Annotated in this window: 21 protein-coding genes and 2 riboswitches; of the genes, 8 read left to right on the top strand and 13 right to left on the bottom strand. The window is 72.6% G+C overall.

Features of this window, described 5'->3' with window-relative positions:
- Positions 1–13: 13 nt before the first annotated feature.
- Positions 14–3,196: an arabinosyltransferase domain-containing protein gene (locus DI005_RS07875; protein ID WP_113641646.1), complete on the bottom strand. Its 3,183-nt coding sequence runs from the start codon at positions 3,194–3,196 to the stop codon at positions 14–16.
- Positions 3,197–3,268: 72 nt separating this feature from the next.
- Positions 3,269–4,039: a cobalt-precorrin-6A reductase gene (locus tag DI005_RS07870; RefSeq protein ID WP_199542633.1), complete on the bottom strand. Its 771-nt coding sequence runs from the start codon at positions 4,037–4,039 to the stop codon at positions 3,269–3,271.
- Between the two features lie 7 nt (positions 4,040–4,046).
- Here DI005_RS07870 and DI005_RS07865 point away from each other — a divergent pair, with 7 nt between their 5' ends.
- Positions 4,047–5,114: a cobalt-precorrin-5B (C(1))-methyltransferase gene (locus DI005_RS07865; RefSeq protein ID WP_113641645.1), complete on the top strand. Its 1,068-nt coding sequence runs from the start codon at positions 4,047–4,049 to the stop codon at positions 5,112–5,114.
- A gap of 7 nt (positions 5,115–5,121) precedes the next feature.
- Here DI005_RS07865 and cobM read toward each other — a convergent pair whose 3' ends face one another.
- Together cobM and cbiE are read right to left on the bottom strand one after the other, a co-directional pair.
- Complete coding sequence (gene cobM / locus DI005_RS07860) at positions 5,122–5,865, bottom strand: precorrin-4 C(11)-methyltransferase (RefSeq protein ID WP_113641644.1); 744 nt, start codon at positions 5,863–5,865, stop codon at positions 5,122–5,124.
- Positions 5,862–7,055: a precorrin-6y C5,15-methyltransferase (decarboxylating) subunit CbiE gene (cbiE, locus tag DI005_RS07855; protein WP_112271723.1), complete on the bottom strand. Its 1,194-nt coding sequence runs from the start codon at positions 7,053–7,055 to the stop codon at positions 5,862–5,864. The genes cobM and cbiE overlap by 4 nt, the downstream gene beginning before the upstream one ends.
- Before the next feature lie 56 nt (positions 7,056–7,111).
- Positions 7,112–7,171, top strand: a riboswitch (cobalamin riboswitch).
- A gap of 70 nt (positions 7,172–7,241) precedes the next feature.
- Between cbiE and DI005_RS07850 the strand changes: the two genes are divergently transcribed.
- The 5 genes from DI005_RS07850 to DI005_RS07830 all read left to right on the top strand — a co-directional run bounded on the left by DI005_RS07850 (position 7,242) and on the right by DI005_RS07830 (position 12,841).
- Positions 7,242–9,218: a putative cobaltochelatase gene (locus DI005_RS07850; protein ID WP_113641643.1), complete on the top strand. Its 1,977-nt coding sequence runs from the start codon at positions 7,242–7,244 to the stop codon at positions 9,216–9,218.
- Positions 9,219–9,280: 62 nt separating this feature from the next.
- Positions 9,281–9,883 (top strand): cob(I)yrinic acid a,c-diamide adenosyltransferase, encoded by a 603-nt coding sequence (gene cobO / locus DI005_RS07845; protein WP_113641642.1) that lies wholly within the window; start codon positions 9,281–9,283, stop codon positions 9,881–9,883.
- Complete coding sequence (locus DI005_RS07840; protein WP_113641641.1) at positions 9,877–11,211, top strand: cobyrinate a,c-diamide synthase; 1,335 nt, start codon at positions 9,877–9,879, stop codon at positions 11,209–11,211. The genes cobO and DI005_RS07840 overlap by 7 nt, the downstream gene beginning before the upstream one ends.
- On the top strand, positions 11,201–12,217 hold the full coding sequence (gene cobC / locus DI005_RS07835) for an Rv2231c family pyridoxal phosphate-dependent protein CobC (RefSeq protein WP_233520042.1): 1,017 nt from the start codon (positions 11,201–11,203) through the stop codon (positions 12,215–12,217). Before DI005_RS07840 ends, cobC begins: the two co-directional genes overlap by 11 nt.
- Before the next feature lie 51 nt (positions 12,218–12,268).
- Positions 12,269–12,841, top strand: a complete 573-nt coding sequence (locus DI005_RS07830; RefSeq protein ID WP_112271729.1) for a dihydrofolate reductase family protein — start codon at positions 12,269–12,271, stop codon at positions 12,839–12,841.
- Between the two features lie 14 nt (positions 12,842–12,855).
- Here DI005_RS07830 and DI005_RS07825 read toward each other — a convergent pair whose 3' ends face one another.
- From DI005_RS07825 to DI005_RS07815, 3 genes are read right to left on the bottom strand one after another with little or no spacing between them, the layout of a single operon-like run.
- Positions 12,856–13,614, bottom strand: a complete 759-nt coding sequence (locus DI005_RS07825) for an adenosylcobinamide-GDP ribazoletransferase (RefSeq protein WP_113641640.1) — start codon at positions 13,612–13,614, stop codon at positions 12,856–12,858.
- A gap of 10 nt (positions 13,615–13,624) precedes the next feature.
- Positions 13,625–14,677: a nicotinate-nucleotide--dimethylbenzimidazole phosphoribosyltransferase gene (cobT, locus tag DI005_RS07820; RefSeq protein ID WP_113641639.1), complete on the bottom strand. Its 1,053-nt coding sequence runs from the start codon at positions 14,675–14,677 to the stop codon at positions 13,625–13,627.
- Between the two features lie 11 nt (positions 14,678–14,688).
- Complete coding sequence (locus DI005_RS07815; protein WP_112272085.1) at positions 14,689–15,318, bottom strand: bifunctional adenosylcobinamide kinase/adenosylcobinamide-phosphate guanylyltransferase; 630 nt, start codon at positions 15,316–15,318, stop codon at positions 14,689–14,691.
- A gap of 36 nt (positions 15,319–15,354) precedes the next feature.
- On the opposite strand from DI005_RS07815, the gene DI005_RS07810 reads away from it, so the two are divergent.
- A complete protein-coding gene (locus DI005_RS07810; protein ID WP_113641638.1) occupies positions 15,355–16,293 on the top strand; it encodes a cobalamin biosynthesis protein in 939 nt (312 codons plus the stop codon).
- Positions 16,294–16,427: 134 nt separating this feature from the next.
- On the opposite strand, the gene DI005_RS07805 is transcribed toward DI005_RS07810, so the two are convergent.
- The 4 genes from DI005_RS07805 to DI005_RS07790 form a co-directional block, all read right to left on the bottom strand.
- The gene (locus DI005_RS07805) at positions 16,428–17,219 is read right to left on the bottom strand and encodes a CbtA family protein (protein ID WP_113641637.1); all 792 of its coding nucleotides are present in this window, start codon (positions 17,217–17,219) and stop codon (positions 16,428–16,430) included.
- Between the two features lie 12 nt (positions 17,220–17,231).
- Positions 17,232–17,447 carry a CbtB-domain containing protein gene (locus DI005_RS07800; RefSeq protein WP_113641636.1) on the bottom strand — a complete coding sequence of 72 codons (216 nt, stop codon included), beginning with the start codon at positions 17,445–17,447 and terminating at the stop codon, positions 17,232–17,234.
- Positions 17,448–17,483: 36 nt separating this feature from the next.
- Positions 17,484–17,603, bottom strand: a riboswitch (cobalamin riboswitch).
- Between the two features lie 40 nt (positions 17,604–17,643).
- Complete coding sequence (locus tag DI005_RS07795) at positions 17,644–19,047, bottom strand: Dyp-type peroxidase (RefSeq protein WP_113641635.1); 1,404 nt, start codon at positions 19,045–19,047, stop codon at positions 17,644–17,646.
- A gap of 133 nt (positions 19,048–19,180) precedes the next feature.
- On the bottom strand, positions 19,181–21,040 hold the full coding sequence (locus tag DI005_RS07790; protein WP_199542632.1) for a LamG-like jellyroll fold domain-containing protein: 1,860 nt from the start codon (positions 21,038–21,040) through the stop codon (positions 19,181–19,183).
- A gap of 208 nt (positions 21,041–21,248) precedes the next feature.
- Here DI005_RS07790 and DI005_RS07785 point away from each other — a divergent pair, with 208 nt between their 5' ends.
- Positions 21,249–21,452 carry a hypothetical protein gene (locus DI005_RS07785; RefSeq protein ID WP_112271739.1) on the top strand — a complete coding sequence of 68 codons (204 nt, stop codon included), beginning with the start codon at positions 21,249–21,251 and terminating at the stop codon, positions 21,450–21,452.
- A 3-nt stretch (positions 21,453–21,455) separates the two neighbouring features.
- Here DI005_RS07785 and DI005_RS07780 read toward each other — a convergent pair whose 3' ends face one another.
- Together DI005_RS07780 and DI005_RS07775 are read right to left on the bottom strand one after the other, a co-directional pair.
- Positions 21,456–22,907, bottom strand: coding sequence for a glutamate synthase subunit beta (locus DI005_RS07780; protein WP_113641634.1), 1,452 nt, complete (start codon positions 22,905–22,907; stop codon positions 21,456–21,458).
- The coding region (locus tag DI005_RS07775; protein WP_233520041.1) for a glutamate synthase-related protein at positions 22,900–24,471 on the bottom strand (1,572 nt) is incomplete at its 5' end. The genes DI005_RS07775 and DI005_RS07780, both read right to left, overlap by 8 nt.

Raw genomic sequence — 24,471 nt, 5'->3', positions numbered from 1 at the left:
TACGGAAGTCGGGTCAGCGGGTGGGTTGGTTGCCGTCGGGTTGCTGTGGGCCGGGGCCGGGGGACCACCAGCCGGAGCGGACCTCCTCGCCGCGGATGATCGTCGGTTCCCTGCCCTGCGTGTACGGCTCGACCTGCTCCAGCGTGCCCCACTCCTGACCCTCGGCGCCGAGCAGGAAGCTGGGCACCTCGGGCTGTTCGGCCAGCTCGTCGAGGATGCCGTTGGGGCCGCCCGCCTTGCTCTCCGCCCATTCGCCCTCGGTGGCCAGCGAGGCCGCCGTCAGGTGGTACGCGGGCATGTCCATGATGCCGTCGCGCACCTTCACGGGGTTCAGGCACGGGAACACGAACGATGTCGGCCAGTCCATGTAGACGGGCTGGTTGCCGACCCGGTCGGTGAGGGTCGTGAACGTCGGCACGCGGGGCGCGGTGACGGCGACCCAGCCGTCCTCGGTGAGGTCGTCGTCGGTGGCCGCGATACGCACCATCTGCGCGCTGTCCGGCACCTGACCGAGGTCGATGCGCACGTCGAGCCAGGCGCCGGTCCCGCCACCCGGCTCCAGTGCCGGTTTGCTGTCCACCACCTTGATGCCCTCGGGCGACTGCTCGCCGAACTGGATCTCGACGCCGGTGGCCTTGCCTCCCGGCGAGAACACCGCGAGTACCACCTGGCCGCCCTCGGGCCGGTTGCGCAGGTCGTACCAGTCGGTGCGCAGCCGGCCGGTGGGGTTCGCGGTCTCGTTGTAGCTGCTCCACATCGCCACGGTGCTCGGCGTGAAGCCGTGCGGCGGCTCGGCGAGCGGGTCGCCGGTGACCAGTGGTTGCGAGTGGAACCCGGCCTGGGTCGGTCCGTTGCCCTCGTCGGCCTGTGGCAGCCCGCCAGGCGCGGTGGTCTCCTTGTCCTCGGCGGTCCGCTGCATCGCGGCCGGCAGCGGGGTGAGCATGCTCGACACCGGGTCCTGCTCCACCATCACGTGGTCGCCGAGGCCGCAGCTCGGCCCGAAGAGATGCTCGATGTTGGCGGCGCCGAGGCTGTAGGTGTCCCGCTGCTTGTGGATCGCCTTCGCCATGCTGCCGAACTCGGCGACGGCCACGAGGCCGCACACCACCACGAACGCCAGCGAACCGCGCCACAGCGCGAGCCCCCTGCGCTCCGGTTGCGGCGGTGGCAGGCCGGGGCGCTGTGCGCGGATGTTCTCGATGAAGGCGATCACCGCGAAGACCGCGGCGGCCAGCAGGAGCACAGTGGACAGTCGCACGCCGAACAGTTGCGGCGGCATGTTCCACCACGGCACACCCATGCGCGACACGTACCAGTACGCGTTGGGTCCGGTGATGGCGAGCGCGGCGACCACTAGCAGGCCCGCGACGAACGCGGCCCGGTTGCGTTTGGACCGCAGCACCGACGAGCTCGTCGCCAGCGCCGTCAACGCCGCCATGGCCGCGCCGACGGCGGCGAACGCGCCGAAGTGGTGGGTCCACTTGGTCGGCGTCAGCGCCATCATCAGGAAGAACAGGGCGACCGTGCCGATGAGCCTCCGGCTCGGCCCGAGCGCCGCGCCGGGAATCCGGCCGCGGCGCAGCAGCACCACGAGACACGTGCCGACGCACAGCAGCAGCAGCAGCACCGGGAACCGGCGCGACGCCGAGCCGTCGACGGTGGAGCTGAACAGCTGCTGGTAGCGGATCAGCTCCTGGAACCACGACAGGCTCGGGCCGACCTCGTTGCGAATGCGCGTCGCCTCGGCGACCGTCGCGTACGTCTGGTCGGCGAACACCACGAGCAGCACCAGCACGCCCGACGCCACGATCGGCGCCAGCACGTGGGTCCAACCCGCCTCGCGCGCCCGCTGGCGCAGCAGCTGGAACAGTGGCCGCGCGGCCACGAGGAACGGGGCGACGGCGATGAGCCCGGTCGGCGTCGCGGCGAGGGTGAACGCGGCGGCCAGCAGGCCGAGACACACCGGCAGGAGCCTGCGCGTCACGAGGGCGCGCTCCACCGCGCACAGCGCAAGCAGCGAACCGACGGCGGCGACCGGCTCGGGGCGCGTGCCGTTGTTGTAGGGCATCCACCAGACGAGGAACACCACGGCGGCGGCCCAGCCCGCGGCCCGGCTGGAGCGGACGGCCTTGCCGAGGCGCGGCATGACCTCTCTGCTGATCAGCAACCAGCTCAGCACGCCGAGCAGGAACGAGGGCAGGCGGATCCAGGGCGCCACCACGCTGACGTGCGCCATGCCCTGGTAGACGTGGTAGAACCAGCCGAACGGGGCTTCGGCGACACCGAACCAGCGGTGGTAGTTGGCGAGGAATCCCGCGTCCTCGGTGACCCTCGCCATCGACAGGATGTAGCCGTCGTCCGACGTCACGGGTCCGATGAACACCCACGCGCCGAGCGCGCCGATCACCGTGATGTCGCGCCCGGTCAGCCGCCACCAGCCCACGGGCGCCCAGCGCGGGGCGCGTCTTGCGTAGCCGCGGTCGAGGCGGTTGACCGCGAACAGGCAGCCGATCATGGCGAGCACGCCGAGTACGCACACGGCGATCTTGAGCGTGGTCGGCGACGATTGATAGCGCGTGTCCGGGGTGATCGAGACGCCGAGGCCGTCGATCGGGTCCTGACCGTTCTCGATCGTCGTGTAGATGCCGATGACGCGCGGGCGGACGTCGCCGTCCTCCTGGTAGACGGGCGTGCCGCCCACCGACAGCGACGTGCCGTAGGCGGTGGAGTGGAAGAGAACGTCACAACCGGAGGCAGGCAGCGGCTGGCGCACCACCTGCTCGCCGCGGTTGTAGGCGACCAGCAACCCGTCGTCGACCCTCAGCTGCATGCCGGCGCCGTTGCCGAGGCGCGCGGCGGGCACGGTCGACATCAGCAGCGCGTCGCCCGCGGTTCGCCCGTCGACGGACCGCACCGTCTGACACGGGATCTCCATCCGCAGGTCCTGCGCCCAGTACCCCGAGAGCGGAGCGTTCACCTGCGTGGTGTCGCCGCCGGTGGGCCATTCGATGCGCGCGGTGTCCTGCACGACGGGCAGGAACGGGAACGCGAACGCGCACGCCGCGGCCACGAGACCGAGCAGCAGCGTGAGTCTGCGCCACATCCGTGTCCGGTCACGCGCGCTCGCGGCGGTGTCGGCAGGGGCTTCCGGCTCCCTGTCGGGATCTTGGGTGCGAACATCGGTGGCGGGCCGCATTGCACGTCACGCTAGCGGGAAGCGGAGAGTCGGCGCCCCCGGGGCTGGCCGAGTGTTGCCTCCCGCGCCGAATCACGTGAGCCCGCCGCTCACCCGTCCGAGTGTCCACTCCAGAGCGGTGCCGACGTCGGCGACCGTCGGCACCGGCGGCCGGGGCGGCCTGCGCACCACCACGACGGGTACGCGCAGTCGCCGTGCGGCCACGAGTTTCGCCTCGGTCATGGACCCTCCGCTGTCCTTGGTGACGAGTACCTCGATCCGGTGGGTGCGCATCAGCTCGGTCTCCTCCTCGACGCGGTAGGGCCCTCGGCTCAGCAGCACCTCCAGTCTCGGCGGGAGCGGCGGTTCGGGCGGGTCGACGCAGCGGGCGAGGAACCACAGGCCGGTCAGGTCCGCGAACGTGGCGAGCCCCTGACGCCCGCTCGTGAGGAACACGCGGGTGCCGAGGCGCGGCAGCAACTCCGCCGCGTCGCCGAGCGTGTCCGCCCAGTGCCAGTCGTCGCCGGGGGCGGGTTCCCAGCCGGGGCGTTGCAGCCGCAACAGTGGAACGCCCGCTCTGGCCGCACCGGTCGCCGCGGACGTGCCGATCCGCTCCGCGAACGGGTGTGTCGCGTCGACGACCGCTGTGACGCCGTGCTCGGTGAGCCACGCCGCGAGCCCGTCCGGCCCGCCGAAGCCCCCGATGCGCACCTCTCCCTCGGGCAGCCTCGGCCGCGCGACCCGGCCCGCCAGCGAGGAGACGACGGGCACGTCACGCGCCACGAGACCGGCCGCGAGCGCCCGCGCCTCGGAGGTGCCGCCGAGGATCAACACACGCGGGGCGATACTGCCCTTGTTTCCCATGGAGTAGATGGTGACTGAACTTCGTTACGGCTGGACCACGGGCGCCTGCGCCACCGCCGCCACCACGGCCGCGTGCACGGCGCTGCTGACCGGTGACTTCCCCGACCCGGTCGAGGTGCTGCTGCCCAAGGGAAAGCGGCCGAGCTTCGCGCTCGCCACCGAGGAACTGGGCGACGGCTTCGCCAGCGCGGGCGTCATCAAGGACGCCGGGGACGATCCGGACGTCACGCACGGTGCTCTCATCGTCGCGACCGTGCGGGCCGGGGAGCCGGGCACCGGCGTCACGTTCCGGGCCGGGCCCGGGGTCGGCACGGTGACCCTGCCGGGGTTGCCGTTGCCCGTCGGCGAGCCGGCGATCAACCCGGTGCCGAGGCGGCTGATGACGGAGGCGGTCGAGCGCGTGTGTTCCGCACACGGCGGCACCGGCGACGTCGTCGTGGAGATCTCCATCCCGCACGGCGAGGAACTGGCGCGCCACACGTGGAACCCGCGCCTCGGCATCCTGGGCGGGCTTTCGGTGCTCGGCACCACGGGCGTGGTGGTGCCGTACTCGTGCTCGGCGTGGATCGACAGCATCCGGCGCGGCGTCGACGTCGCGAGGGCGCTGGGGCACCGGCATGTCGCGGGCGCGGTCGGCAGCACGTCCGAGCGCGTGGTCATGCAGTTGTACGGCCTGCCGGAGACCGCGCTGCTCGACATGGGCGACTTCGCCGGGGCGGTGCTGAAGTACCTGCGCGCGCATCCGGTGCCCCGGCTGACGCTCGCGGGCGGGTTCGCGAAGCTCTCCAAGCTGGCCGCGGGCTACCTCGACCTGCACTCCAAGCGGTCACAGGTCGACCTGGGGCTGCTCGCCGAGCTGGCCGAGCAGGCGGGCTACCCGGCGCTGCGCGGGCCGATCCTGGAGGCCAACACCGCACTGCACGCGCTGGAGCTGGCCCACGCCGAGGGGCTCGCACTCGGTGAGCTGGTCGCGGAGCGTGCGCGCCGGGTCGCGGCGGACGTACTCGGCGACGCGCCCGTCGACGTCGACATCGTGGCGATCGACCGGGCCGGGACGATCGTCGGCCGGGCTTAGGCCTGGCCTACTCCCGTGGCCGCCCCGCCGAGTAGAGAAAGCTGTCCGGGAAGCTCTCCGCGGCGAGCACCCTGCCGACGAAGATCATGGCGGCGCGGGTGATCCCGGCGTCGCGCACCTGCCGCGCGATGTCACCGAGCGTGCCACGCAGCACCTGCTCGCCCTCCTGGCTCGCCCGCGCGACCACGGCGACGGGACAGTCCTCGCCGTAGTTCGGCAGCAGCTCCTCCACCACCTGCTCGACGCGGTTGACCGCGAGGTGCAGGGCCAGCGTCGCGCCGCTCGCACCGAGCGTGGCGAGGTCCTCGCCCTCGGGCATCGACGTGGACCTGGCCTGCGCACGCGTGATGATCAGGCTCTGCCCGACCGTCGGCACGGTCAGCTCCCGGCCCAGCACCGCGGCCGCCGCGGCGAACGCGGGTACACCGGGTGTCACGTCGTAGGGCACCCCGGCGGCGTCGAGCCGCCGCATCTGCTCGGCGACCGCGCTGTAGACGGCGGGATCGCCGGAGCACAGCCTCGCGACGTCGTGACCCTGCTCGTGGGCCGCCACCAGCTCGGCGACGATCTCGTCGAGCGTCAGGTTCGCGGTGTCCACCAGCCGCGCGCCGGGCGGGCAGTGCGCGAGCAGGTCGGTCGGGGTGAGGCTGCCTGGGTAGAGACACACGCCGCAGCGGGCGAGCAGCTGCTGACCGCGGACGGTGATGAGGTCGGCGGCACCCGGTCCGGCGCCGATGAAGTGCACTGTCACTGCTTGGTCACGCTCCACTGGGTCACGGTCCTCGCCGGCGTCCAGCCGGTGAAGCCGCCGAGCGGTGCCGCGTGCTCGACGGACAGTCGGGTCAGCTCTCCGCCATGGGCGTTGTACGCCCGCGCGAGTGCCTGCTCGGCGTCGAGGGTCACGCCGTTGGCGACGAGCCGCCCGCCCGTCCGCAGCGCCGCCCAGCACGTCTCCAGCAGGTCGGGCGCGCTCACGCCGCCGCCGACGAACACGGCGTCGGGCGTGTCCAGCTCGTGCAGCGCCCCGGGGGCCCGGCCGCGCACCACGCGCACGTCGGGCACCCCGAGCCTGCGCGCGTTGCGCCCGATCCGCTCGGCCCGCTCGGGGTGTGACTCCACCGCGAGCGCCCGGTTCGCCGGGTGCGCCCGCGCCCATTCGATCGCGATGCTGCCCGCGCCGGCGCCGACGTCCCACAGCAGCTCACCGGGCGCGGGAGCCAAGCGGGCGAGGCTGCTCGCCCGCACGTCGCGCTTGGTGAGCTGGCCGTCGTGCTCGAAGGCTTCGTCGGGAAGGCCGGCCAGCAACGGGAGCGCCTTGGGGCCGCGACCCTCGATCGCGAGGACGTTCAGCGGCGCGACCTCGGGATGAGGCCAGTCGCGTGCGGTGCCGTCGAGGCGTCGTTCGGCGGGTCCGCCGAGCTCCTCCAGCACCGTGAGCCCGCTCGCGCCGAACCCCGCGTCGGTGAGCAGCGTGGCGACCTCGCCCGGGGTCGAGCCGTCCGAGCTGAGCACGAGTACTCGCCTGCCCGGTCCGACGGCCCGCAGCACGCGGTGCGCGTCGCGGCCCACCGCGCTCACGACCTCGGTCTCCTCGGCCGACCAGCCGAGCCGCGCACGGGCGAGCGTGACCGACGACACCGAGGGCATCACGCGCACGCGGCCGGGGCCGAGCCTGCGCACGAGGGTGGTGCCGATGCCCGACAACAGGGGATCGCCGCTGGCCAGCACGCACACGCGGCGGTCGGCGTGCTCGGCTAGCAGCCCGTCCAGCGCGGGCAGCAGCGGGCTCGGCCACGGCACCTTCCCGGCGCGGCCGTCCGGCACCAGATCGAGCTGCCGCCGCCCGCCGAAGAGCACGTCACAGCGCTCGATCTCGGCCCTGGCCGGGTCGGTGAGCCCGGCCCAGCCGTCCGCCCCGATCCCGACGACGACGATTGTCACAAAGCGGCACGGTAGCTCAAACGTGTGCGATGATCGGCCAGCGGTCGTTCGTGGAACCCGGTGCGAATCCGGGACGGTCCCGCCACTGTGACTGGTCGAGAAGGCCAGGAGTCAGAGCTTCGGCGGCCGCCTTCGGTTGCTGACGAGACGTGGGCGAGGACACCCACCCGTAGCGAAGGAGCTTCGATGCGGCCCTATCCCTTCACGGCGGTCGTCGGCATGGCGGAGCTCCGGCTCGCGCTCGTGCTGTCGGCGATCTCACCCGCGATCGGCGGCGTGCTGGTGCGCGGCGAGAAGGGCACCGCGAAGTCGACCATGGTGCGCGCGCTCGCGGGCCTGCTGCCCGGCGTGGACGTGGTGGAGGGCTGCCGGTTCTCGTGCGACCCCGCCGCTCCCGACCCGGCGTGCCCCGACGGACCGCACGCCGAGGGTGCCGCCGCCCACCGCCGTCCCGCACGGCTCGTGGAGTTGCCGGTCGGCGCGGCGGAGGACCGGGTGGTGGGCTCGCTCGACCTGGAACGTGCGTTGAGCGAGGGCGTCACCGACTACCAGCCGGGCCTGCTCGCCGGGGCCCACCGGGGCCTGCTCTACGTCGACGAGGTCAACCTCCTGCACGACCACCTCGTGGACACCCTGCTCGACGCCGCCGCGATGGGCCGTGTGACCGTGGAGCGCGAGGGCGTTTCGGTGTCGCACGCGGCCAGGTTCGTGCTGATCGGCACCATGAACCCAGAGGAAGGCGAGCTACGGCCGCAGCTGCTCGACCGGTTCGGTCTGACCGTTGAGGTCGCCTCCAGCCGCGATGCCGCGCAGCGGGTCGAGGTGGTGCGACGGCGGCTGGCCTACGAGGCGGCTCCCGACGACTTCGCCGAGGGCTACGCAGACGCCGAGGCGGCGCTGGCGGCGGACATCGCGGCGGCGCAGCGGCTCGTGCCCTCGGTGACCCTCTCCGACGACGCGCTGCTGCAGATCGCGCAGGTGTGTGCCGCGTTCGAGGTCGACGGGATGCGAGCCGACATCGTCACCGCGCGCACGGCCGCCGCGCACGCCGCGTGGTGCGGTCGCGACACGGTGACCACGGAGGACATCCGCGTCGCCGCCCGGCTCGCGCTGCCGCACCGGCGCAGGCGCAACCCGTTCGACGCGCCCGGCATCGACGAGGAGCAGCTGGAGCAGTCGCTGCGGGACACGGAGCCGCCCGAGCAGGGGCCACCGGACGGACCCGACGACCCAGGCGACCCCGGCGACCCCGACGACGACGGCCCGGGGCCTGGCTCCGGTGGCGAACCGGAGCCCTCCGACGCGGACGGGCAGCCGGCCAACGGACAGGGCGGCTCGGCGGGGGAGCGGCAGGTCGGCGCAGGAAGCCCTTACCGCGCAAGGCTGTTCACCGTCGACGGCACCGGGTCCGGCGCGCACGGCCGCCGCTCGCGGGCTGTCACCGACAGCGGTCGCACGGTCGGCGTCCGGCCCGCCGGCGTGCGGGACGGCGGTGCGCACCTGCTGGCCACGGTCCGCGCGGCGGCGCCGCACCAGCGTTCCCGGGGCCGCTCGGGCCCTGGGCTGGTGGTGCGCCCGCACGACGTCCGCTATGCCGTGCGCGAGGGCAAGGAGGGCAACCTCGTGCTGTTCTGCGTCGACGCGTCCGGGTCCATGGGCGCGCGCTCGCGGATGCGGGAGGTGAAGTCCGCGGTGCTGTCGCTGTTGCTGGACGCCTACCAGCGGCGCGACAAGGTCGGGCTGGTGACGTTTCGTGCCATGGGAGCCGAGGTCGCCTTGCCGCCGACCGTCAGCGTCGATGCCGCGGCGTCCCGGCTCGAGGCGTTGCCCACCGGAGGCCGGACCCCGCTCGCCGAGGGGCTGCTGCGGGCGGCGGAGGTGTTGCGTGTCGAGGCCCTGCGAGACCCCCGCAGGCGACCGCTGCTGGTCGTTGTCACCGACGGGAGGGCCACGAGCGGACCCGACGCTGTCGCCCGTGCCCACGCGGCGGCGGACCTGCTCGCGGGAACGGGCGTGACGAGCGTGGTGCTCGACTGCGAGAGCGGTCGCATGCGGCTCGGCCTCGGCGCCGAGCTGGCCGCCCATCTCGGCGGCGAGCGCGTCGCGCTCGGCGATGTCGCGGCAGAGACGCTCACGCGTGAGGTGAAACGGAGGGCGGCCTGAATGACCATTGCGAAGCCCTCGTACGGGCGCGGGTGTCCCGCAGAACACTGGAGGGCGGCCTGATGCCGAAGGGTCAACCCGAGGTCGTGCCCAACGACGGGCTCACCACGCGGCAGCGCCGCAACCGCCCGATCCTCGCCGTCCACACGGGACCGATGAAGGGCAAGTCCACGGCCGCGTTCGGCATGGCGTTGCGGGCATGGAACCAGGGCTGGTCGATCGGGGTGTTCCAGTTCGTCAAGTCGGCGAAGTGGCGGGTCGGCGAGGAGGCCGCGTTCCGCGCGCTCGGCGAGAGTGGCCAGGGCGGCCCCGTCGAGTGGCACAAGATGGGCGAGGGCTGGAGCTGGTCGCGCAAGCAGGGCTCCGAGGAGGACCACGCCGAGAACGCGCGCGAGGGCTGGGCGGAGATCAAGCGCAGGCTCGCCGACGAGCGGCACGACTTCTACGTGCTCGACGAGTTCACCTACCCGCTGCACTGGGGCTGGCTCGACGTCGACGACGTGGTGACGACCCTGCGCGAGCGTCCCGGCCGCCAGCACGTGGTGATCACCGGCCGCAACGCGCCCGCCGCGCTGCTGGAGGCCGCCGACCTCGTGGCGGAGATGACGAAGGTCAAGCATCCGATGGACGCGGGCCAAAAGGGTCAGCGGGGCATCGAGTGGTAGCCCGGCTCGTCATCGCGGCTCCGGGTTCGGGACACGGGAAGACCACCGTCGCGACCGGGCTGATGGCTGCGCTGCGCGCGCGTGGAACGGCGGTGTCGGGGCACAAGGTGGGTCCCGACTTCATCGACCCGAGCTACCACGCGCTCGCGACGGGCTGCCCTCCGCGCAACCTTGACCCGTTCCTGCAGGGCGAGAACCGCGTGGTTCCGCTGCTGCTGCACGGTTCCCGCGCCGCGGAGATCGCCGTGATCGAGGGCGTGATGGGCCTGTTCGACGGCGCGCTCGGCACGGAGGGTTACGCCTCCACGGCCCACGTCGCCCGGCTCGTGAAGGCTCCGGTGGTCCTGGTGGTCGACGCGAGCGCGGCCAGTCGCAGCGTCGCCGCGACCGTGCTGGGCTTCGCGCGTTACGAACCGGAGATCGAGCTCGCCGGCGTGATCCTGAACAAGCTCGGCTCGCAGCGGCACGAGGACGAGATCGTCTCCGCGCTCGCTCCGACCGGCATCCCGGTGCTGGGCGCGCTGCGCCGCACGGACGACATCCACGCGCCGAGCAGGCACCTCGGCCTGGTGCCCGCGGCGGAGCGGGCCACGGAGTCGAAGGCATTGCTGCCGAAGCTCGCCGCGTGGATCGCCGAGGGCGTCGACCTCGACGCCGTGGTGCGGGTCGCCAGGCGGGCGCCGGGGCTCAGCGGCTCCCCGTGGTCGCCGGACGCGGAGCACACCGGCCCGCGCGCGGTGGTGGCCGCGGCTGTGGGGGAGGCGTTCACGTTCCGCTACACCGAGACGACGGAGCTGCTCGCCGCGCACGGCGTCGACGTGGTGGACGTGGATCCGTTGCGGGACAAGACGTTGCCCGCGGAGTGTGCGGGGCTGTACTTCGGTGGTGGGTTTCCCGAGGTGCACGTCGAGGAGCTGTCGGCCAACGTCCCGTTGCGGGAGGAGCTGGCCGCCGCGCTGCGGGCGGGGATGCCGGTGGTGGCCGAGTGCGCGGGTCTGCTGTACCTGTGCCGGGAGCTCGACGGCCTGCCGATGGTTGGCGCGCTCGACGCCTCGGCCCGCATGACGCGGCGAGGCGCGCTCGGGTATCGCAGGGCCACGGTCCCGGAGGCGAACCTGCTGGCGGAGGAAGGTTCGCAGGTGACGGGCCACGAGTTCCACCGGACCGTGGTGGAGCCGCGTGCCGGAGACCAGGCGGCGTGGGAGTGGAACGGCGAGCCCGAGGGCTTCGCCACGGCCACGTCACACGCGTCGTACCTGCACGTGCATTGGGCAGGTCATCCCGGCCTGGCCAGGCGGTTCGCCGAGGCGGTCCATAGTGGACGGTGAGTACGACCTGCTGCACCACGGCGACCGCGAGGTGGGCGACGGCCTCGTCGACCTCGCGGTGAACGTCCGGGTACCCGAGCCGCCGGAGTGGTTGCGCCGCGAGCTGGCCGGTTGTCTCGGTGACCTCGCGGCGTACCCGGATCCGCGCGCGGCGACCGAGGCGATCGCGGCGCGGCACGGCCGTGATCCGGCCGACGTCCTGCCCACGGCGGGGGCGGCGGAGGCGTTCACACTGCTGGCGACGGCGTTCGGAGCCGGGAACGCCGCCGTGGTGCATCCGCAGTTCACCGAGCCGGAGGCGGCGTTGCGCGCGGCGGGTCACCACGTGCACCGGGTCCCGCTGTCGGCTGCCGACGGGTTCGTGCTGAAGCCCGACGCGGTGCCCGCCGAGGCGGACCTGGTGTTCGTCGGCAACCCCACCAACCCCACATCTGTCCTGCACCCGGCCGCCACGCTGCGGCAGCTGTGCGCGCCAGGCAGGTTGCTCGTGGTCGACGAGGCGTTCCTCGACGCCGTGCCGGGCGAGCCGGAAAGCCTTGCGGTGGAACGGCTTCCCGGCGTCGTGGTGGTCCGCAGCCTCACCAAGACGTGGGGTATCGCCGGCCTGCGTGCGGGGTACGTGCTCGCCGAACCCGAGGTGATCGAGCGGCTGCGTGCGGTGCAGCCGCCGTGGTCGGTGTCGACGCCAGCCGCGGTCGCGATGGTGGCGTGTAGTTCCGCCCGGGCGGTGGAGGAGGCTTCGCGGCTGGCTCGTGCGGGTGAGCGGGACCTGTCGGCGCTGGTGAGCGGGCTGCGGGCGCTCGGGGTCGAGGTGGCCGGTGTTCCGAGGGCTCCGTTCGTGCTGGTGCGGATTCCCGGTGCGTCGCGGATTCGCCTCGCCCTGCGCGAGGCCGGTTACGCGGTCCGGCGCGGGGACACGTTCCCCGGCCTTGACACCGACTGGCTGCGGATCGCCGTGCGTCGTGACATGTCCGGCTTTCTGGCCGCGCTGCGTGACGTCTTGTAGTCGCCTGATTTCGCCGTACGATCGCAGAGCGGCCTGCGGAGGGAGAGCCCGATGTCGAGCTCGACGATCTACTCGATGGGTGTCTCGGTGGACGGCTTCATCACCGACCGCGAGGGCGCGTTCGCGTGGACGGCCCCTATCGAGGAGCTGTTTCGTTTCCACCTCGCGCAGGTAAGCGAACTCGGCTGCTATCTGCTGGGCCGCAGGCTATACGAGACCATGCTGGTGTGGGAGACGGATCCGTCGCTGCGCGACAACGAGCTCGGGGCCGCGTTCGCCGACGTCTGGTGCGCTCTCCCGAAGGTCGTCTTCAGCCGCACGCTCGACAGCGTTCAGGGCAACGCCCGGCTCGCCGTGGCTTCGGTGGCGGAGGAGGTCGCCGCGGCGCTCGACGTGACCGATAAGAACATCTCGATCGGCGGCGCCGGCCTGGCCGCGGCGGCGATCGAGCTCGGCCTCGTGGACGAGCTGCGCATGTTCCGCCATCCGGTCGTCGTCGGTGGCGGCACGCCCTTCCTGCCGCCGGTCACCGAAGCCATGCGGCTGGACCTGGTGGAGACCAGGACGTTCGGCTCGCGCGTGATCTACGAGCGCTACGTGCGCGCCCACGACGAGTCGGACTGACTCAGCCGCCTCGGTCAGCCGCTCAGCACCAGCAACGTCGCCGTCGCCGCTGCTTCCACGCAGGCGCCCAGCACGTCACCGGTGACGCCGCCCAGCCGCTGCACGCACCGCGCCAGCAGCGCGCCCGCCACCACGAATCCCGCGAGCACCGCCAAAGGCCCCTGCCACCACGGCAGCCCGGGCGCCAGCGCGGAGCCCCCCGCGAGCACGACGAGCCACAGGCACGCCAAGGAGATCGGCGCGGTACCGGCGACGGCGTCGCCCAATCCGCCGGGGCGCGCAGATGGCACCCCCCGCGCGCAGCACAGGGGGAGCACCGCCCGGCTCGCGAACACGGCGATGACCGCGGCGGCGGCCCCATGACCCTCGGCGACGGCACCGGCGAGCGCCGCGCACTGAAGCACGAGCACCAGCACGAGGGTCGCGATGCCGGCAGGCCCGGAATCGCCCCTTCGCATGATCTCCAGCGCCCGCTCACGCCCGTCCGACTCGGGGGAGAGGCGGGCCTTCGCGGCTAGGCCGAGGCCGTCGGCGGTGTCGGCGAGCCCGTCCAGGTGCAGGCCCCTGGTGCCGAGCGCGACGGCCCCCACCGCGAGCGCCGCCGTGCCGAGTGGCGGCAGCCCAGCGAGGTCACCGAGCAGCACCACGCCGAGTGCGAGCGCGGCGAGCGGCAAGGCGGCGACGGGCGACAGCAGCATCGCGGTGCCCGCCACCCGGCGGTCGATCCTGCGTGGTGCGGGCACCGGCAACGCCGTCAGCGTGCCCAGCGCCATCCGGAGCGCGTCAGGCAAGGTCGGCGAGCCGCCCCATCTCGGCGAGCACAGCCCGTGCCCCGCGCAGCACCGGCACGGCCTGCACGGCGCCGCTGCCCTCACCGAGGCGGAGTCCGAGGTCCAGGATCGGCTCCAGCCCGAGCGCTTTGAGGGCGAACGCCTGCGAGGGCTCGGTCGACCGGTGACCCGCGAGCCACCACTGTGCGGCCTCCGGAGCGATCTCTCTGGCGACGAGGGCGGCGGCACCGGAGAACACGCCGTCCAGCAGCACGGGAACCCCGCGGACCGCCGCCTGCACGAGGAACCCGGCGGTCGCGGCGGCACACGCGCTGCCGAGCGCGGTGAGCAGCCCGAACGGGTCCCGCACGCGCTCGCCCGCGCGGGCGAGCGCCGCCTCGATCACGGCGACCTTGCGGGCCCGGCCGTCGTCGTCGACGCCGGTTCCCGCGCCCACGACCTCGGGGACGGGCACGCCCAGGGTCGCGGCGACGAGCGCGGAGGCGATCGTGGTGTTGCCGATGCCCATGTCGCCGGGGATGAGCAGGTCGGCACCCGCGTCGATCTCCTCGTCGGCGACGGCGCGGCCCGCGGCGAACCCACGCTCGGCCTCGCCGGAGGCGAGCGCGTCAGCGGTGTCGATGGGCTCCGAGCCGCGGCGGACCTTGAACGCGCGGACCTCGGCGGGCACGTCGTCGAGGCCGCCGTCCACGGCGATGTCGAGCACGCGGACGTGTGCGCCCACCTGCCGGGCCAGCACGCTCACGCCGCTGGTTCCGGACAGGAACACCCGCACCATCGCGGCGGTGATCTCGCGTGGATAGGCGGACACGGCGGCCGACGCCGACACTCCGTGGTCGCCCGCGAAGACGACCACGCGCACGTCGTCGAGCGGTCGGGGTGGGACGGCGCCGTGCGCGGCGCACAGCCAGGCAGCGAGGTCCTCGACCCTGCCCAGCGCGCCGAGCGGCTTCACGAGGCCGTCGATGCGCTCGCGGGCGAGCCGCCGCGCGCTCTCGTCGAGCGCGGGGATGCGAGGGATCTCGGGGGAACCGGCTGTCGTCACCGTGATGTCTCCTATCTCAGGTCCAGAGCCCGGCCGGCCACCACGAGGCGCACGGTGTCCGAATGCGCCGCGACAGCGGTGTTGAGGGCGCCGAGCACGTCGCGGAAGATCCGGCCGGACACGGTCGGCGGGACGACCCCGCTGCCGACCTCGTTGCTCACTGCCACGACCGGAACCGTGGTGGCCTGCCAGACGTCGACGAAGGTCTGCAGGCGTTCGTCGAGGCGCGCTTCCCAGCCGTCCTCCTGCTGCCAGGCGCCGACCTCGTCCAGCACGCGGCTCACCCACGTGCCGAGGCAGTCGATGAGCACCGGCGATCTCGCCTCCCGGAGGGCGCCGGCGAGGTCGGCGGTCTCCACGGTCCGCCACGACACCGGTCTGCGGGCGCGGTGCGCCGCGACCCGCGCGGCCCACTCGGGGTCGTCATCGCTCGGGGGGAGGCCTGCGGCGACGTAAACGACGTAGGGGTGGCGAGCCATGAGCTGCTCGGCGTGCCGGGACTTGCCCGAGCGGACCCCGCCCAGGATCAACGTCCTGCCGTTGCCCTGGGCGCGGCGCCCGTAGCGGCGCAGCAGCGCGGCTCCGGCCTCGAGCCGCCCGGCCACGGCCTCGGTGAGCCGCCGCCTCGGATCGTTCATCATGGTCGGCATTCTTGCCGACGGGCTAGGGTTCGCGCTGTGCTCCGTTCCCAATGTGTCACCGCTGCCGGGATCGTCGCAGGTTATGCGGCCGACGCCATCTTCGGCGATCCGCGGCGAGGTCATCCCGTGGCGGTGTTCGGCCGGGCCGCCGATGCGCTCGAACAGCGCATGTGGGCAGATTCCCGGCAAAAAGGACTCGTGTACGCGGGGGCGTGCGTCGGTGCCGCGGCCGGCGCCGGGGCGGTGGCGCAAGCACTGACGGCTCGCAGGCCGCTGGCCCGTTTCGCCGTCACGGCCACCGCCACGTGGGCCGTACTGGGCGGGAGAGGGCTGGCCGCGGAGGGCGAGGCGATGGCGGGCCTGCTCGACTCCGGTGACCTGCCGGCGGCCCGTGCGCGCCTGTCGCACCTCTGCGGGCGCGACGCGACGGCGCTCGACGCAGGCGGGCTGGCGCGGGCGGCGACCGAGTCGATAGCGGAGAACACGTCCGACGCCGTGGTCGCGCCGCTGGTGTGGGGCGGCCTCGCCGGGTTGCCCGGCCTGCTCGGCTACCGGGCGCTCAACACGCTCGACGCGATGGTGGGGCACCGCTCGCCACGGCACGTCCGCTTCGGCTGGGCGGCGGCACGGGCCGACGACGTTGCCAACCTCGTGCCGGCGCGGCTGAGCGCGGTGGCCGCGGCGGCGGCCGCGCCGCTCGTCGGCGGGCGTCCCGCCCGGGCGTTGCGGGCGTGGCGCCGCGACGCGGCGCGGCACCCGAGTCCCAACGCGGGGCCGGTCGAGGCCGCGTTCGCGGGGGCGCTCGGCGTGCGGCTCGGTGGCACCAACAGCTACGGCGGCAGGAGTGAGAACCGGGGCACGCTCGGCGACGGACGCGCGCCGGGGACCGCTGACCTGCGGCGGTCCGTGCGGCTGTCGCGGCTGGTCGGCCTCGCCGCACTCGGGGCAGCCGCGGCGCTGTCGGCTTGGCGCTGAGCCTTGGGGGTAGGGCGGGCCGGCGTGGGGCAGCCTGCGCGTTGCAGTGAAGGCCACCTTCACTGCGTTGGACGCAGGCATGGTGGCCTTCACTGCGGGCCTCCGAACCGGGTGCCGTCGCTGTCGGCGCGGGCTTATCGCCGGCCTGCTTCCGCGGGCGCCTCGGCGGGCGCCGGGGCGGCGCCAGGCCGCAGCACCCGCTCCGCCAGTGCGCCGAACACCAGCCCCAGCGCGGTCCACAGCACGAGCTGGGTCGCCAGCGAAGCGGTGCGGAACGTCCACAGCGTCGAGCCGGGGAAGCCGTCCGGCACCTCGTCGATCACCGGCATGAGCGCGGCGGCGACGGCCATCACCACCACGTAGGCGCCCATCGCCAGCAGTCCTCCTCGCCACGCGCCGAGCGGCCCCGCGAGCGCGTGGCCCGCACCCACGGCGATGAGCGCGACCGTCAGTGACAGTGCGACGAACGCGAAATACAGGCTCGTGCGGTCGCCGATCGTCCCGCTCTGGCCGACCGCGGGTGGATTCGCCGGGTACTTCAGGAACGGAACCAGCACCACGACCACGAACGCGCCCGCGGCCAGCAGCGCCGACGTCAGGCGTGGCCGGAGAGCGCCCACGCGGCCGTGGAGCACGGCGAACGCGATCGCGAACAGCCCGCCCACCGCGAGCGCGTACGCGCCGACACCCGTGAGCAGACCGATCGTGCTCTGCGTGCCCCGGCTGACGAGTGCCTCCTCGTGGCCGTGGCCGTGCCCGGTGTCGGCGGGTCCACTGTGCTCATGGCCGTGCGCCGACGTTCCGGCCTCCTCGATGGAGATCGAGGCATCCACCGATGGCTCACCGAAGAAGTAGGCGAAACCTGTCGCGAGCACACCGGCGACCAGGCCCGCGAGCAACCCGCGGACCAGCAGGGTCCTCATCATGGCCGCCTGCCGTCAGTGGCAGGGGAAGGCCAGCAGGTGCCTGCCGTCGTGCACGAACTCGTGGATCAAACCGTTGGTGCCGAACAACTCCACGGCACCGGCCTCCGTGCTCACGAAGAACAGCACGAGCAGCGCGAGCACGCCGGCGAAGATCGCCCACGGAACGATCTCCCGCAACGGGATCCGGATGTGAACGGGGCGCGGGGTGGCGACACTCGCCTGCGACATCGGAAACCTCCTCGGGCTACATGCGGCCCTTCGTGGAACGGTTGCGACGGCGGTGGGTCTGACTCCCGGGGCGAACCCGGTCACAGTGGCGCGACCGTGCCGGAATCTCACCGGCTTCCATCCGCCATCGCGCAGCCCACCGAGGCTAAGTTCGGGGGCGCTCCCGTGTCAACGTGATGTGAAAGGCCGCTCAGCCTCACAGGTTTCGCAGGAATGCCAAGGACGGCATGAAGAAGTACTCGCCGCCCTTCATCGTCACCGCCTGTGCCGCGGGGTCCGCGGGCGTCGCTCCGTTCCGTCCCCAGGCCGGTGCGTAGGTGGTCTCCGGGCGGGGTCCCTGTCCGATCACCAGATCGAGCCCGGGTGGTTTGGTGCCTTCCGGCACGCGCGGGAACTCTGTGTTGTTCGCCCAGATCTGCTGCGTGAACTCGAACTGGTCGCCGAGGTCGGAGTTGAACGCCATGAACAGCAGTCCGACACCGCCCGTGGGCCTCGCCCGGATCGGCTCGCCGCCGTTCGGATCGTCGGCCCTTTCGCCATAGGTCTGGCCCCGCCGAGCCATGAGGTGCCTGCGCTCGTCGGCGGGATCCTCGAACCCGCCAGAGCCACGCGGGTTCGTTTTGCGGATATGCGCGTGGAACGGGCACTTCTGGCCCAGGTCGTCGCTGTCGTAGCTGAAGTCGTTGCCGACCGGGCTGTGCGAACCGGGCCCGCTGTTGGACGTCAGCGGCGTGCCGTCCTCGAAGCGGCCGACGAGCATCGCCCCGGCGCGCTCGCGGTCGTCACCGGTCAGGCCGAGCGCGTCGGCGAGGTCGGACTCGGCCTGCTTGAACCTGCGCACGTTCTGCTCCAGCTTGCGGAACACGAAGTAGCTTCCGAAGTGGACCGACGGGTCCGGCGCCGCCGGGTCGGCGACGAGCACCTGCCCGAGCGGCGCCGAGGGGTCCCACTCGTTGACGCCGTCCGTCGTGTGCTTCTCGGCGTCGATGTCCTCGGTGAGGAACAGCGGCTGGCTGCGGCCGTCGACGTAGCCGAAGTGCTCGATGCCCTCGCCGCGTTCGTTCACTCTGGACAGTCCGGTCTCCTCGCCAAGCACGTAGACCGAGTCGGGCACGAGGCGCAGCACCTCGTTGCGTTCGGCCGTCAGCGCCGCGTCGGTGTCCGCCCCCACGAGCACCACCGCGTCGATCCGGTCCCGGTAGGCGACGTCCCAGCTCGACCGGGGCGGATCGGCGAGCTTCTCGCGGGTCAGCGGGTCGCGCATGCCGAGGCGGAACGACGGGTCCGCCGGCGCGGCGGTGATGCCCAGCGCCTCGTAGCCGGTCCGCGACAGCCCCACACCGACGTAGGGCGTGCCGCCGGTGTGCGCGACCTTGAAGGTCTCGACCTCCTCCAGGTGCGCCTTCGCCGACTTCATCAGCCCGGCGAGGGCGCTCAGGAAGCCGCGCGCCTCGCCGGCGTCGTCGAACCGGACAAAGAGGACGGACAGGTGATCGCGGACGTGCGGCTTGACGATGTTCGGCTGCAGCTCGGCCAACATGGTGGCCTCGTCGCCCTGCGCGGACTTCCACGACAGCGGCTTGGTCAGGTCCACGGGCACGGTGGAACTCCCCTCCCCAGTGGCGCGGCGTGCCTGGACTCCCCCCAGAGCGGAAACGCCACGCCTCTGCCGAGAGGTCGCGCCGGTGCCCGTGGGCGTGTGCCCCAGTTCACATTTTCACCCGGATGTCGTACTACCGGGCCGTGAGGAACTGACTCGGGCGTAGCGCCCGCTCCACGATCCGGGTGTCGCCGATCCAGCCGTAGAAACCCTGCCCGTAGCGCTCGGCGAACTGCGTGCCGCCGATCGCGAACGGCTTGCCCAGCGTAGTGATGCCCTTCGACCGCTCCGCCGCGTTGCGCGCGATGCGGGAGCCGTCGACGTAGAGCACCGTCTGCCTGCCGTCGTTCACCACCGCGACGTGCATCCACCTTCCGACCGGCACCGCGTGGCTCCACGACGTCGGGTCCGCGTCCACGTCCGTCGGGTACACCACGAACTGCAGGAACCGCTCGCCGGAGAGGTTGAGGCTGCACGTTGGCTCGTCGTCGGACCAGCCGCTGGTCTTGCCCGCGTCGCCCGCCCTGCCCTCCCAGCTGAGGACGCCCATCCACGCGTGGTCGCCCTCGAACGGCCGCGGCAGCTTGAGGAAGGTCTCGATCGTGTAGCCGGACTCGAACGTCATCGAGTTGATCGGGGCGTTCGGCGCCGCCCGCAGCACCGCGCCGCGGTCGGGGCTCTTGCCACCGTCGAAGCGCAGGCTCGCGTGCGCGGGCTGGTCGTGGTGGTGCTCGGCCGACCACGTGAGCACGTCCGCCGCGCTCGCGTGCAGGCGCTCGGCGGTCAGGTCGTTGCCGTTGCCCGTGAGGTCGCGCGCGATCGTCCCCGGTGCGATCGGTCCCCCGTCGGTGCCTGCCGCGGACAGGCCGGAGGCGTCGAACCGCCAGTACGCCACGGTGCCCTTCACGAGCACGTCCGGCGCAGGTCGCGACGGCGGCGGCACCACGGGCGCGAACGACGCGAACCGGCGGTCGAAGTCGATCTCGACGCTGAACCGTTCGCGCTCGTCGGTCAGCTCGACGGTCTCGGCCTCGAGCGGCGTGCGCTTGCGCGCGTCCTTGGCCAGCAGCCACGGCGAGTACGTCGTCACGTCGACCATGCCACGCGCCAGGTCGAACGAGTACAGCCGGATCATTCCGGCGCCGCCGTAGTAGCGGTCCTGGTAGTTGGTGAGATGCAGGTGCACGGGGTTGCCGTGCTCGTTGGTGAGCGTGGTCCGCCCGGTCGGCCAGTAGTGCCCGCCGAGTGCGAGGAAGATCTGGTCGTTGCCCCTGATCAGTCCGTCCCAGAGCCGCTGCCCGTGCGCCGAGAGCCCTGCCCCGCCGTCCTCCTCGCCCCACACGAGGTCGTGGGTGGTCAGTATCGCGGGCAGCTCGGGGTGCTGGTCGAGAACCCCTTGCGCCCAGCGGATTCCCGCGTCGGAGACGCGCCAGTCGAGGGCGAGCAGCAGCCAGCGGCGGCCCCCGCCGGAGAGCACGTGGTAGCTGTTGTAGCCGCTCGGCGACGAGCCGCCGTAGGTGCTCATCCGGGCGAACCGGCGCGGGCCGAACGTGCGCAGGTACGGTGTGTCGCCGCGCTCGTCGTCGGTGCCGCTCACGTCGTGGTTGCCGCCGAGCACGCTGTAGGGCAGCTTGCCGTGGATCGCGTCGAAGACGCGGTCGGCGGTGCGCATCTCGGCTTCGGTGCCGTGTTCGGTGACGTCACCGAGGTGGGCGAGGAAGACGATGCCCGCGTCCTTGCGGTTGCGCACCACGTGGCTCAGCGCCTCCCGCACGGGCTCTGGGTCCGAACCGCCCTCGTCGATCAGGTACTGGGTGTCGGGAAGGACGGCGATCGAGAAGCGGGGCACGGTCGCGTCGGCGGGAGTGCCGCCCGCGGCCTCGGCGGGCGCGGCGCCCAGCGACGCGGTGGCGGCGAGGGCGACGGGGGTGCCGACTGCGGCCTGCAACAGCAGGCGGCGGGAGACGTCGGGCGTTCCAGCGGTGGGGTTCACGTCGCCAGCTTCACCACGTGCGCTGGCCCTCTGGTGACGCGCCGCGGAACGAACGGCCACGAACGGGTGATCATCGGGCGAGCCGGAACCCGAGCGCGCCGCCGCACGACTTGCTCTGGCGTCGGACCACACCGGGCCGGTCCGTCCCGCATGGCCTCACCGGCCCGGTGTCCGCCGACTTCCCGGCACGCACTTCGAGGAGGCTTACATGGCCCAGCACATCGCCACGTTCTGCGGCAACTGCAACTGCGGCTGCCCCGAGCTGTTCGTCGACCACGACGCGCCGGAGGACAAGCGCGTCGTCATCACCGACGACTTCGGCCAGCGCATCCAGATGAGCCTCGACCAGTGGCACGACCTGGTGGCCTCCGCCAAGGCGGGCACCCTCGACCTCCAGCCCGCCCCGGCGTAGGGGTTACGCGATCGGACGGTCCGTGGGGGCGATCGGCCTCGGGAGCACGTCGCGGCCCGTGAGGTGGGCGTCCACGCCCGCGGCCGCGGAGCGGCCCTCCGCGATGGCCCACACGATCAGCGACTGACCGCGGCCCATGTCACCGGCCACGAAAACGTTGTCCACGCTCGTCTTGTAGGACGCGTCGCGCTTGACGTTGCCGCGTTCGTCCAGCTCCACGCCGAGCTGCTCGAGCAGGCCCTCGCGCTGCGGGCCGACGAAGCCCATCGCCAGCAGCACCAGCTGCGCGGGCAGCTCCCGCTCGGTGCCCTCGACGGGCACGAACCTGCCGCCCTCGTTGCGCACCTCCACCAGCTTCAGCGCCCGCAGGTTGCCCTCGTCGTCGGCGAGGAACTCCTGCGTGTTCACCGAGTACAGCCGCTCGCCGCCCTCCTCGTGCGCCGAGGAGACCCGGTAGATCATCGGGTACATCGGCCACGGGTGAGCGTCCGAACGCGACTGCGGCGGCTTCGGCATGATCTCCAGCTGCGTCACCGACCTCGCGCCCTGCCGGTGCGCGGTGCCGACGCAGTCGGCGCCGGTGTCGCCGCCACCGATCACCACGACGTCCTTGCCCTCGGCGGTGATCGGCGGGGTGTCGAGCGTGCCGGCCGCGACGCGGTTGGCGAACGGCAGGTACTCCATCGCCTGGTACACGCCGGCCGACTCGCGGCCGGGGACCGGCAGGTCGCGCCACGCCGTCGCGCCGCCCGCGAGCACCACGGCGTCGTACTCGGAGCGCAGCTGCTCGACCGTGACGTCCTCGCCGACGTTCACGCCCGCGCGGAACTCCGTGCCCTCGGCCCGCATCTGTTCCAGCCTGCGGTCGAGGCGGTGCTTTTCCATCTTGAACTCGGGGATGCCGTAGCGGAGCAGGCCGCCGATCGCGTCGGCCCGCTCGAACACCACCACGTCGTGCCCGGCCCGCGTCAGCTGCTGCGCCGCCGCCAGCCCCGACGGGCCAGAGCCCACCACGGCGACCTTCTTGCCGGTGCGGGTCTCGGGCACCTGCGGGGTCACCCAGCCCTCGTCCCACGCGCGGTCGATGATCGAGATCTCGACGCGCTTGATGGTCACCGGGTCGTCGTTGATCCCCAGCACGCACGCGGTCTCGCACGGCGCGGGGCAAAGGGTGCCGGTGAACTCCGGGAAGTTGTTCGTGGCGTGCAGCCGCTCGATCGCGTCGCGCCAGTCGTCGCGCCACGTGAGCGTGTTCCACTCCGGGATCAGGTTGCCCAGCGGGCAGCCCTGGTGGCAGAACGGGATGCCGCAGTCCATGCACCGGCCGGCCTGGTCCTTGAGCTTGGTCCGCTCGAAGTCCTCGTAGACCTCACGCCAGTCCTTGATCCGGATGTCGACCGGGCGCGACTTCGGCGTCTCCCGCTTCGTGGTGAGAAAACCCTTGGGGTCAGCCATGTGCGGCCTCCATGATCGCTTCGTTCACGTCCCTGCCGTCGCGCTCGGCCGCAGCCTGAGCGTGCAGGACACGCTTGTAGTCCTTGGGCATGACCTTCGCGAACCGCGACAGTGCGGACTCCCAGTCGGTGAGCAGCTTGTGCGCGACGGCCGACTCCGTCTCGGCGTAGTGCCGCTCCACGGCCTCGCGCAGGAAGTCAGCGTCGGCCTGGTCGAGCTCGTCGAGGTCCACCATCTCGCGGTTGACGCGGCCCAGCCTCAGGTCCAGCACGTAGGCGATGCCGCCCGACATGCCCGCCGCGAAGTTGCGGCCCGTCGCGCCGAGCACGACGACCTTGCCGCCGGTCATGTACTCGCAGCCGTGATCGCCGACACCCTCGACGACGGCCAGCGCGCCCGAGTTGCGCACGCAGAACCGCTCGCCGACCTTGCCGCGCAGGAACAGCTCGCCGCTCGTGGCGCCGTAGCCGATCACGTTGCCCGCGATGATGTGCTCCTCGGCGGTGATCGGCGACTCCCTCGGCGGGCGCACGATGATCCGGCCACCGGAGAGGCCCTTGCCGACGTAGTCGTTGCCGTCGCCGAGCAGCCGCAGCGTGATGCCCTTCGGCACGAACGCGCCGAACGACTGCCCCGCGGTGCCGGTGAAGGTGATGTCGATCGTGTCGTCGGGCAGGCCCTCGCCGCCCCAGCGCTTGGTCAGCTCAGAGCCGAGCATGGTGCCGACGGTGCGGTTCACGTTGCGCACCGGTAGTTCGAGCCGCACCTTGTCGCCGGAGGACAGTGCGCCCTCGGCGAGCTGGATCAGCGTGTTGTCCAGCGCCTTGTCCAGGCCGTGGTCCTGCGCGACCACCTGGTGCCGCGCCGCGCGCGGCTCCAGCTCGGGCACGTGGAAGATCGGCGAAAGGTCGAGCCCCGACGCCTTCCAGTGCTCGACGGCCTTGCGCGTGTCGAGCATCTCGGCGTGGCCGACGGCCTCGGCGACGGACCGGAAGCCCAGCGCCGCCAGGTACTCCCGCACCTCCTGCGCGATGAACTCGAAGAAGTTCACCACGTACTCGGCCTTGCCGGAGAACTTCTCGCGCAGCTTGGGGTTCTGCGTCGCGACGCCGACCGGGCACGTGTCGAGGTGACACACGCGCATCATGATGCAGCCCGACACCACGAGCGGAGCGGTGGCGAAACCGAACTCCTCCGCGCCGAGCAGCGCGGCGATCACCACGTCGCGGCCGGTCTTGAGCTGGCCGTCGGTCTGCACGACGATCCGGTCGCGCAGGCGGTTGGCCAGCAGCGTCTGCTGCGTCTCCGCCAGGCCCAGCTCCCACGGGCCGCCGGCGTGCTTGATCGACGACAGCGGCGAGGCGCCGGTGCCGCCGTCGTGCCCGGAGATCAGCACCACGTCCGCGTGGGCCTTGGACACGCCCGCCGCGACCGTGCCGACACCGACCTCCGACACCAGCTTCACGTGGATGCGGGCACGCGGGTTGGCGTTCTTCAGGTCGTGGATGAGCTGCGCAAGGTCCTCGATCGAATAGATGTCGTGGTGCGGCGGCGGGGAGATCAG

The sequence above is a fragment of the Prauserella sp. PE36 genome (genome assembly GCF_003311655.1).
GTDB classification, from domain to species: Bacteria; Actinomycetota; Actinomycetes; order Mycobacteriales; family Pseudonocardiaceae; genus Prauserella_A; species Prauserella_A endophytica.
The sequence above is the reverse complement of the archived record's forward strand: the minus strand, read 5'-3'. Positions and strand labels throughout refer to the sequence as shown.

Bases quoted from the DNA above. Each gene is read 5' to 3' on its own strand.
- DI005_RS07875 (WP_113641646.1), bottom strand. From the start codon at position 3,196: ATGCGGCCCGCCACCGATGTTCGCACCCAAGATCCCGACAGGGAGCCG.
- DI005_RS07870 (WP_199542633.1), bottom strand. From the start codon at position 4,039: ATGGGAAACAAGGGCAGTATCGCCCCGCGTGTGTTGATCCTCGGCGGC.
- DI005_RS07865 (WP_113641645.1), top strand. From the start codon at position 4,047: ATGGTGACTGAACTTCGTTACGGCTGGACCACGGGCGCCTGCGCCACC.
- DI005_RS07850 (WP_113641643.1), top strand. From the start codon at position 7,242: ATGCGGCCCTATCCCTTCACGGCGGTCGTCGGCATGGCGGAGCTCCGG.
- cobO (WP_113641642.1), top strand. From the start codon at position 9,281: ATGCCGAAGGGTCAACCCGAGGTCGTGCCCAACGACGGGCTCACCACG.
- DI005_RS07830 (WP_112271729.1), top strand. From the start codon at position 12,269: ATGTCGAGCTCGACGATCTACTCGATGGGTGTCTCGGTGGACGGCTTC.
- DI005_RS07825 (WP_113641640.1), bottom strand. From the start codon at position 13,614: ATGGCGCTGGGCACGCTGACGGCGTTGCCGGTGCCCGCACCACGCAGG.
- DI005_RS07815 (WP_112272085.1), bottom strand. From the start codon at position 15,318: ATGATGAACGATCCGAGGCGGCGGCTCACCGAGGCCGTGGCCGGGCGG.
- DI005_RS07805 (WP_113641637.1), bottom strand. From the start codon at position 17,219: ATGATGAGGACCCTGCTGGTCCGCGGGTTGCTCGCGGGCCTGGTCGCC.
- DI005_RS07800 (WP_113641636.1), bottom strand. From the start codon at position 17,447: ATGTCGCAGGCGAGTGTCGCCACCCCGCGCCCCGTTCACATCCGGATC.
- DI005_RS07785 (WP_112271739.1), top strand. From the start codon at position 21,249: ATGGCCCAGCACATCGCCACGTTCTGCGGCAACTGCAACTGCGGCTGC.
- DI005_RS07780 (WP_113641634.1), bottom strand. From the start codon at position 22,907: ATGGCTGACCCCAAGGGTTTTCTCACCACGAAGCGGGAGACGCCGAAG.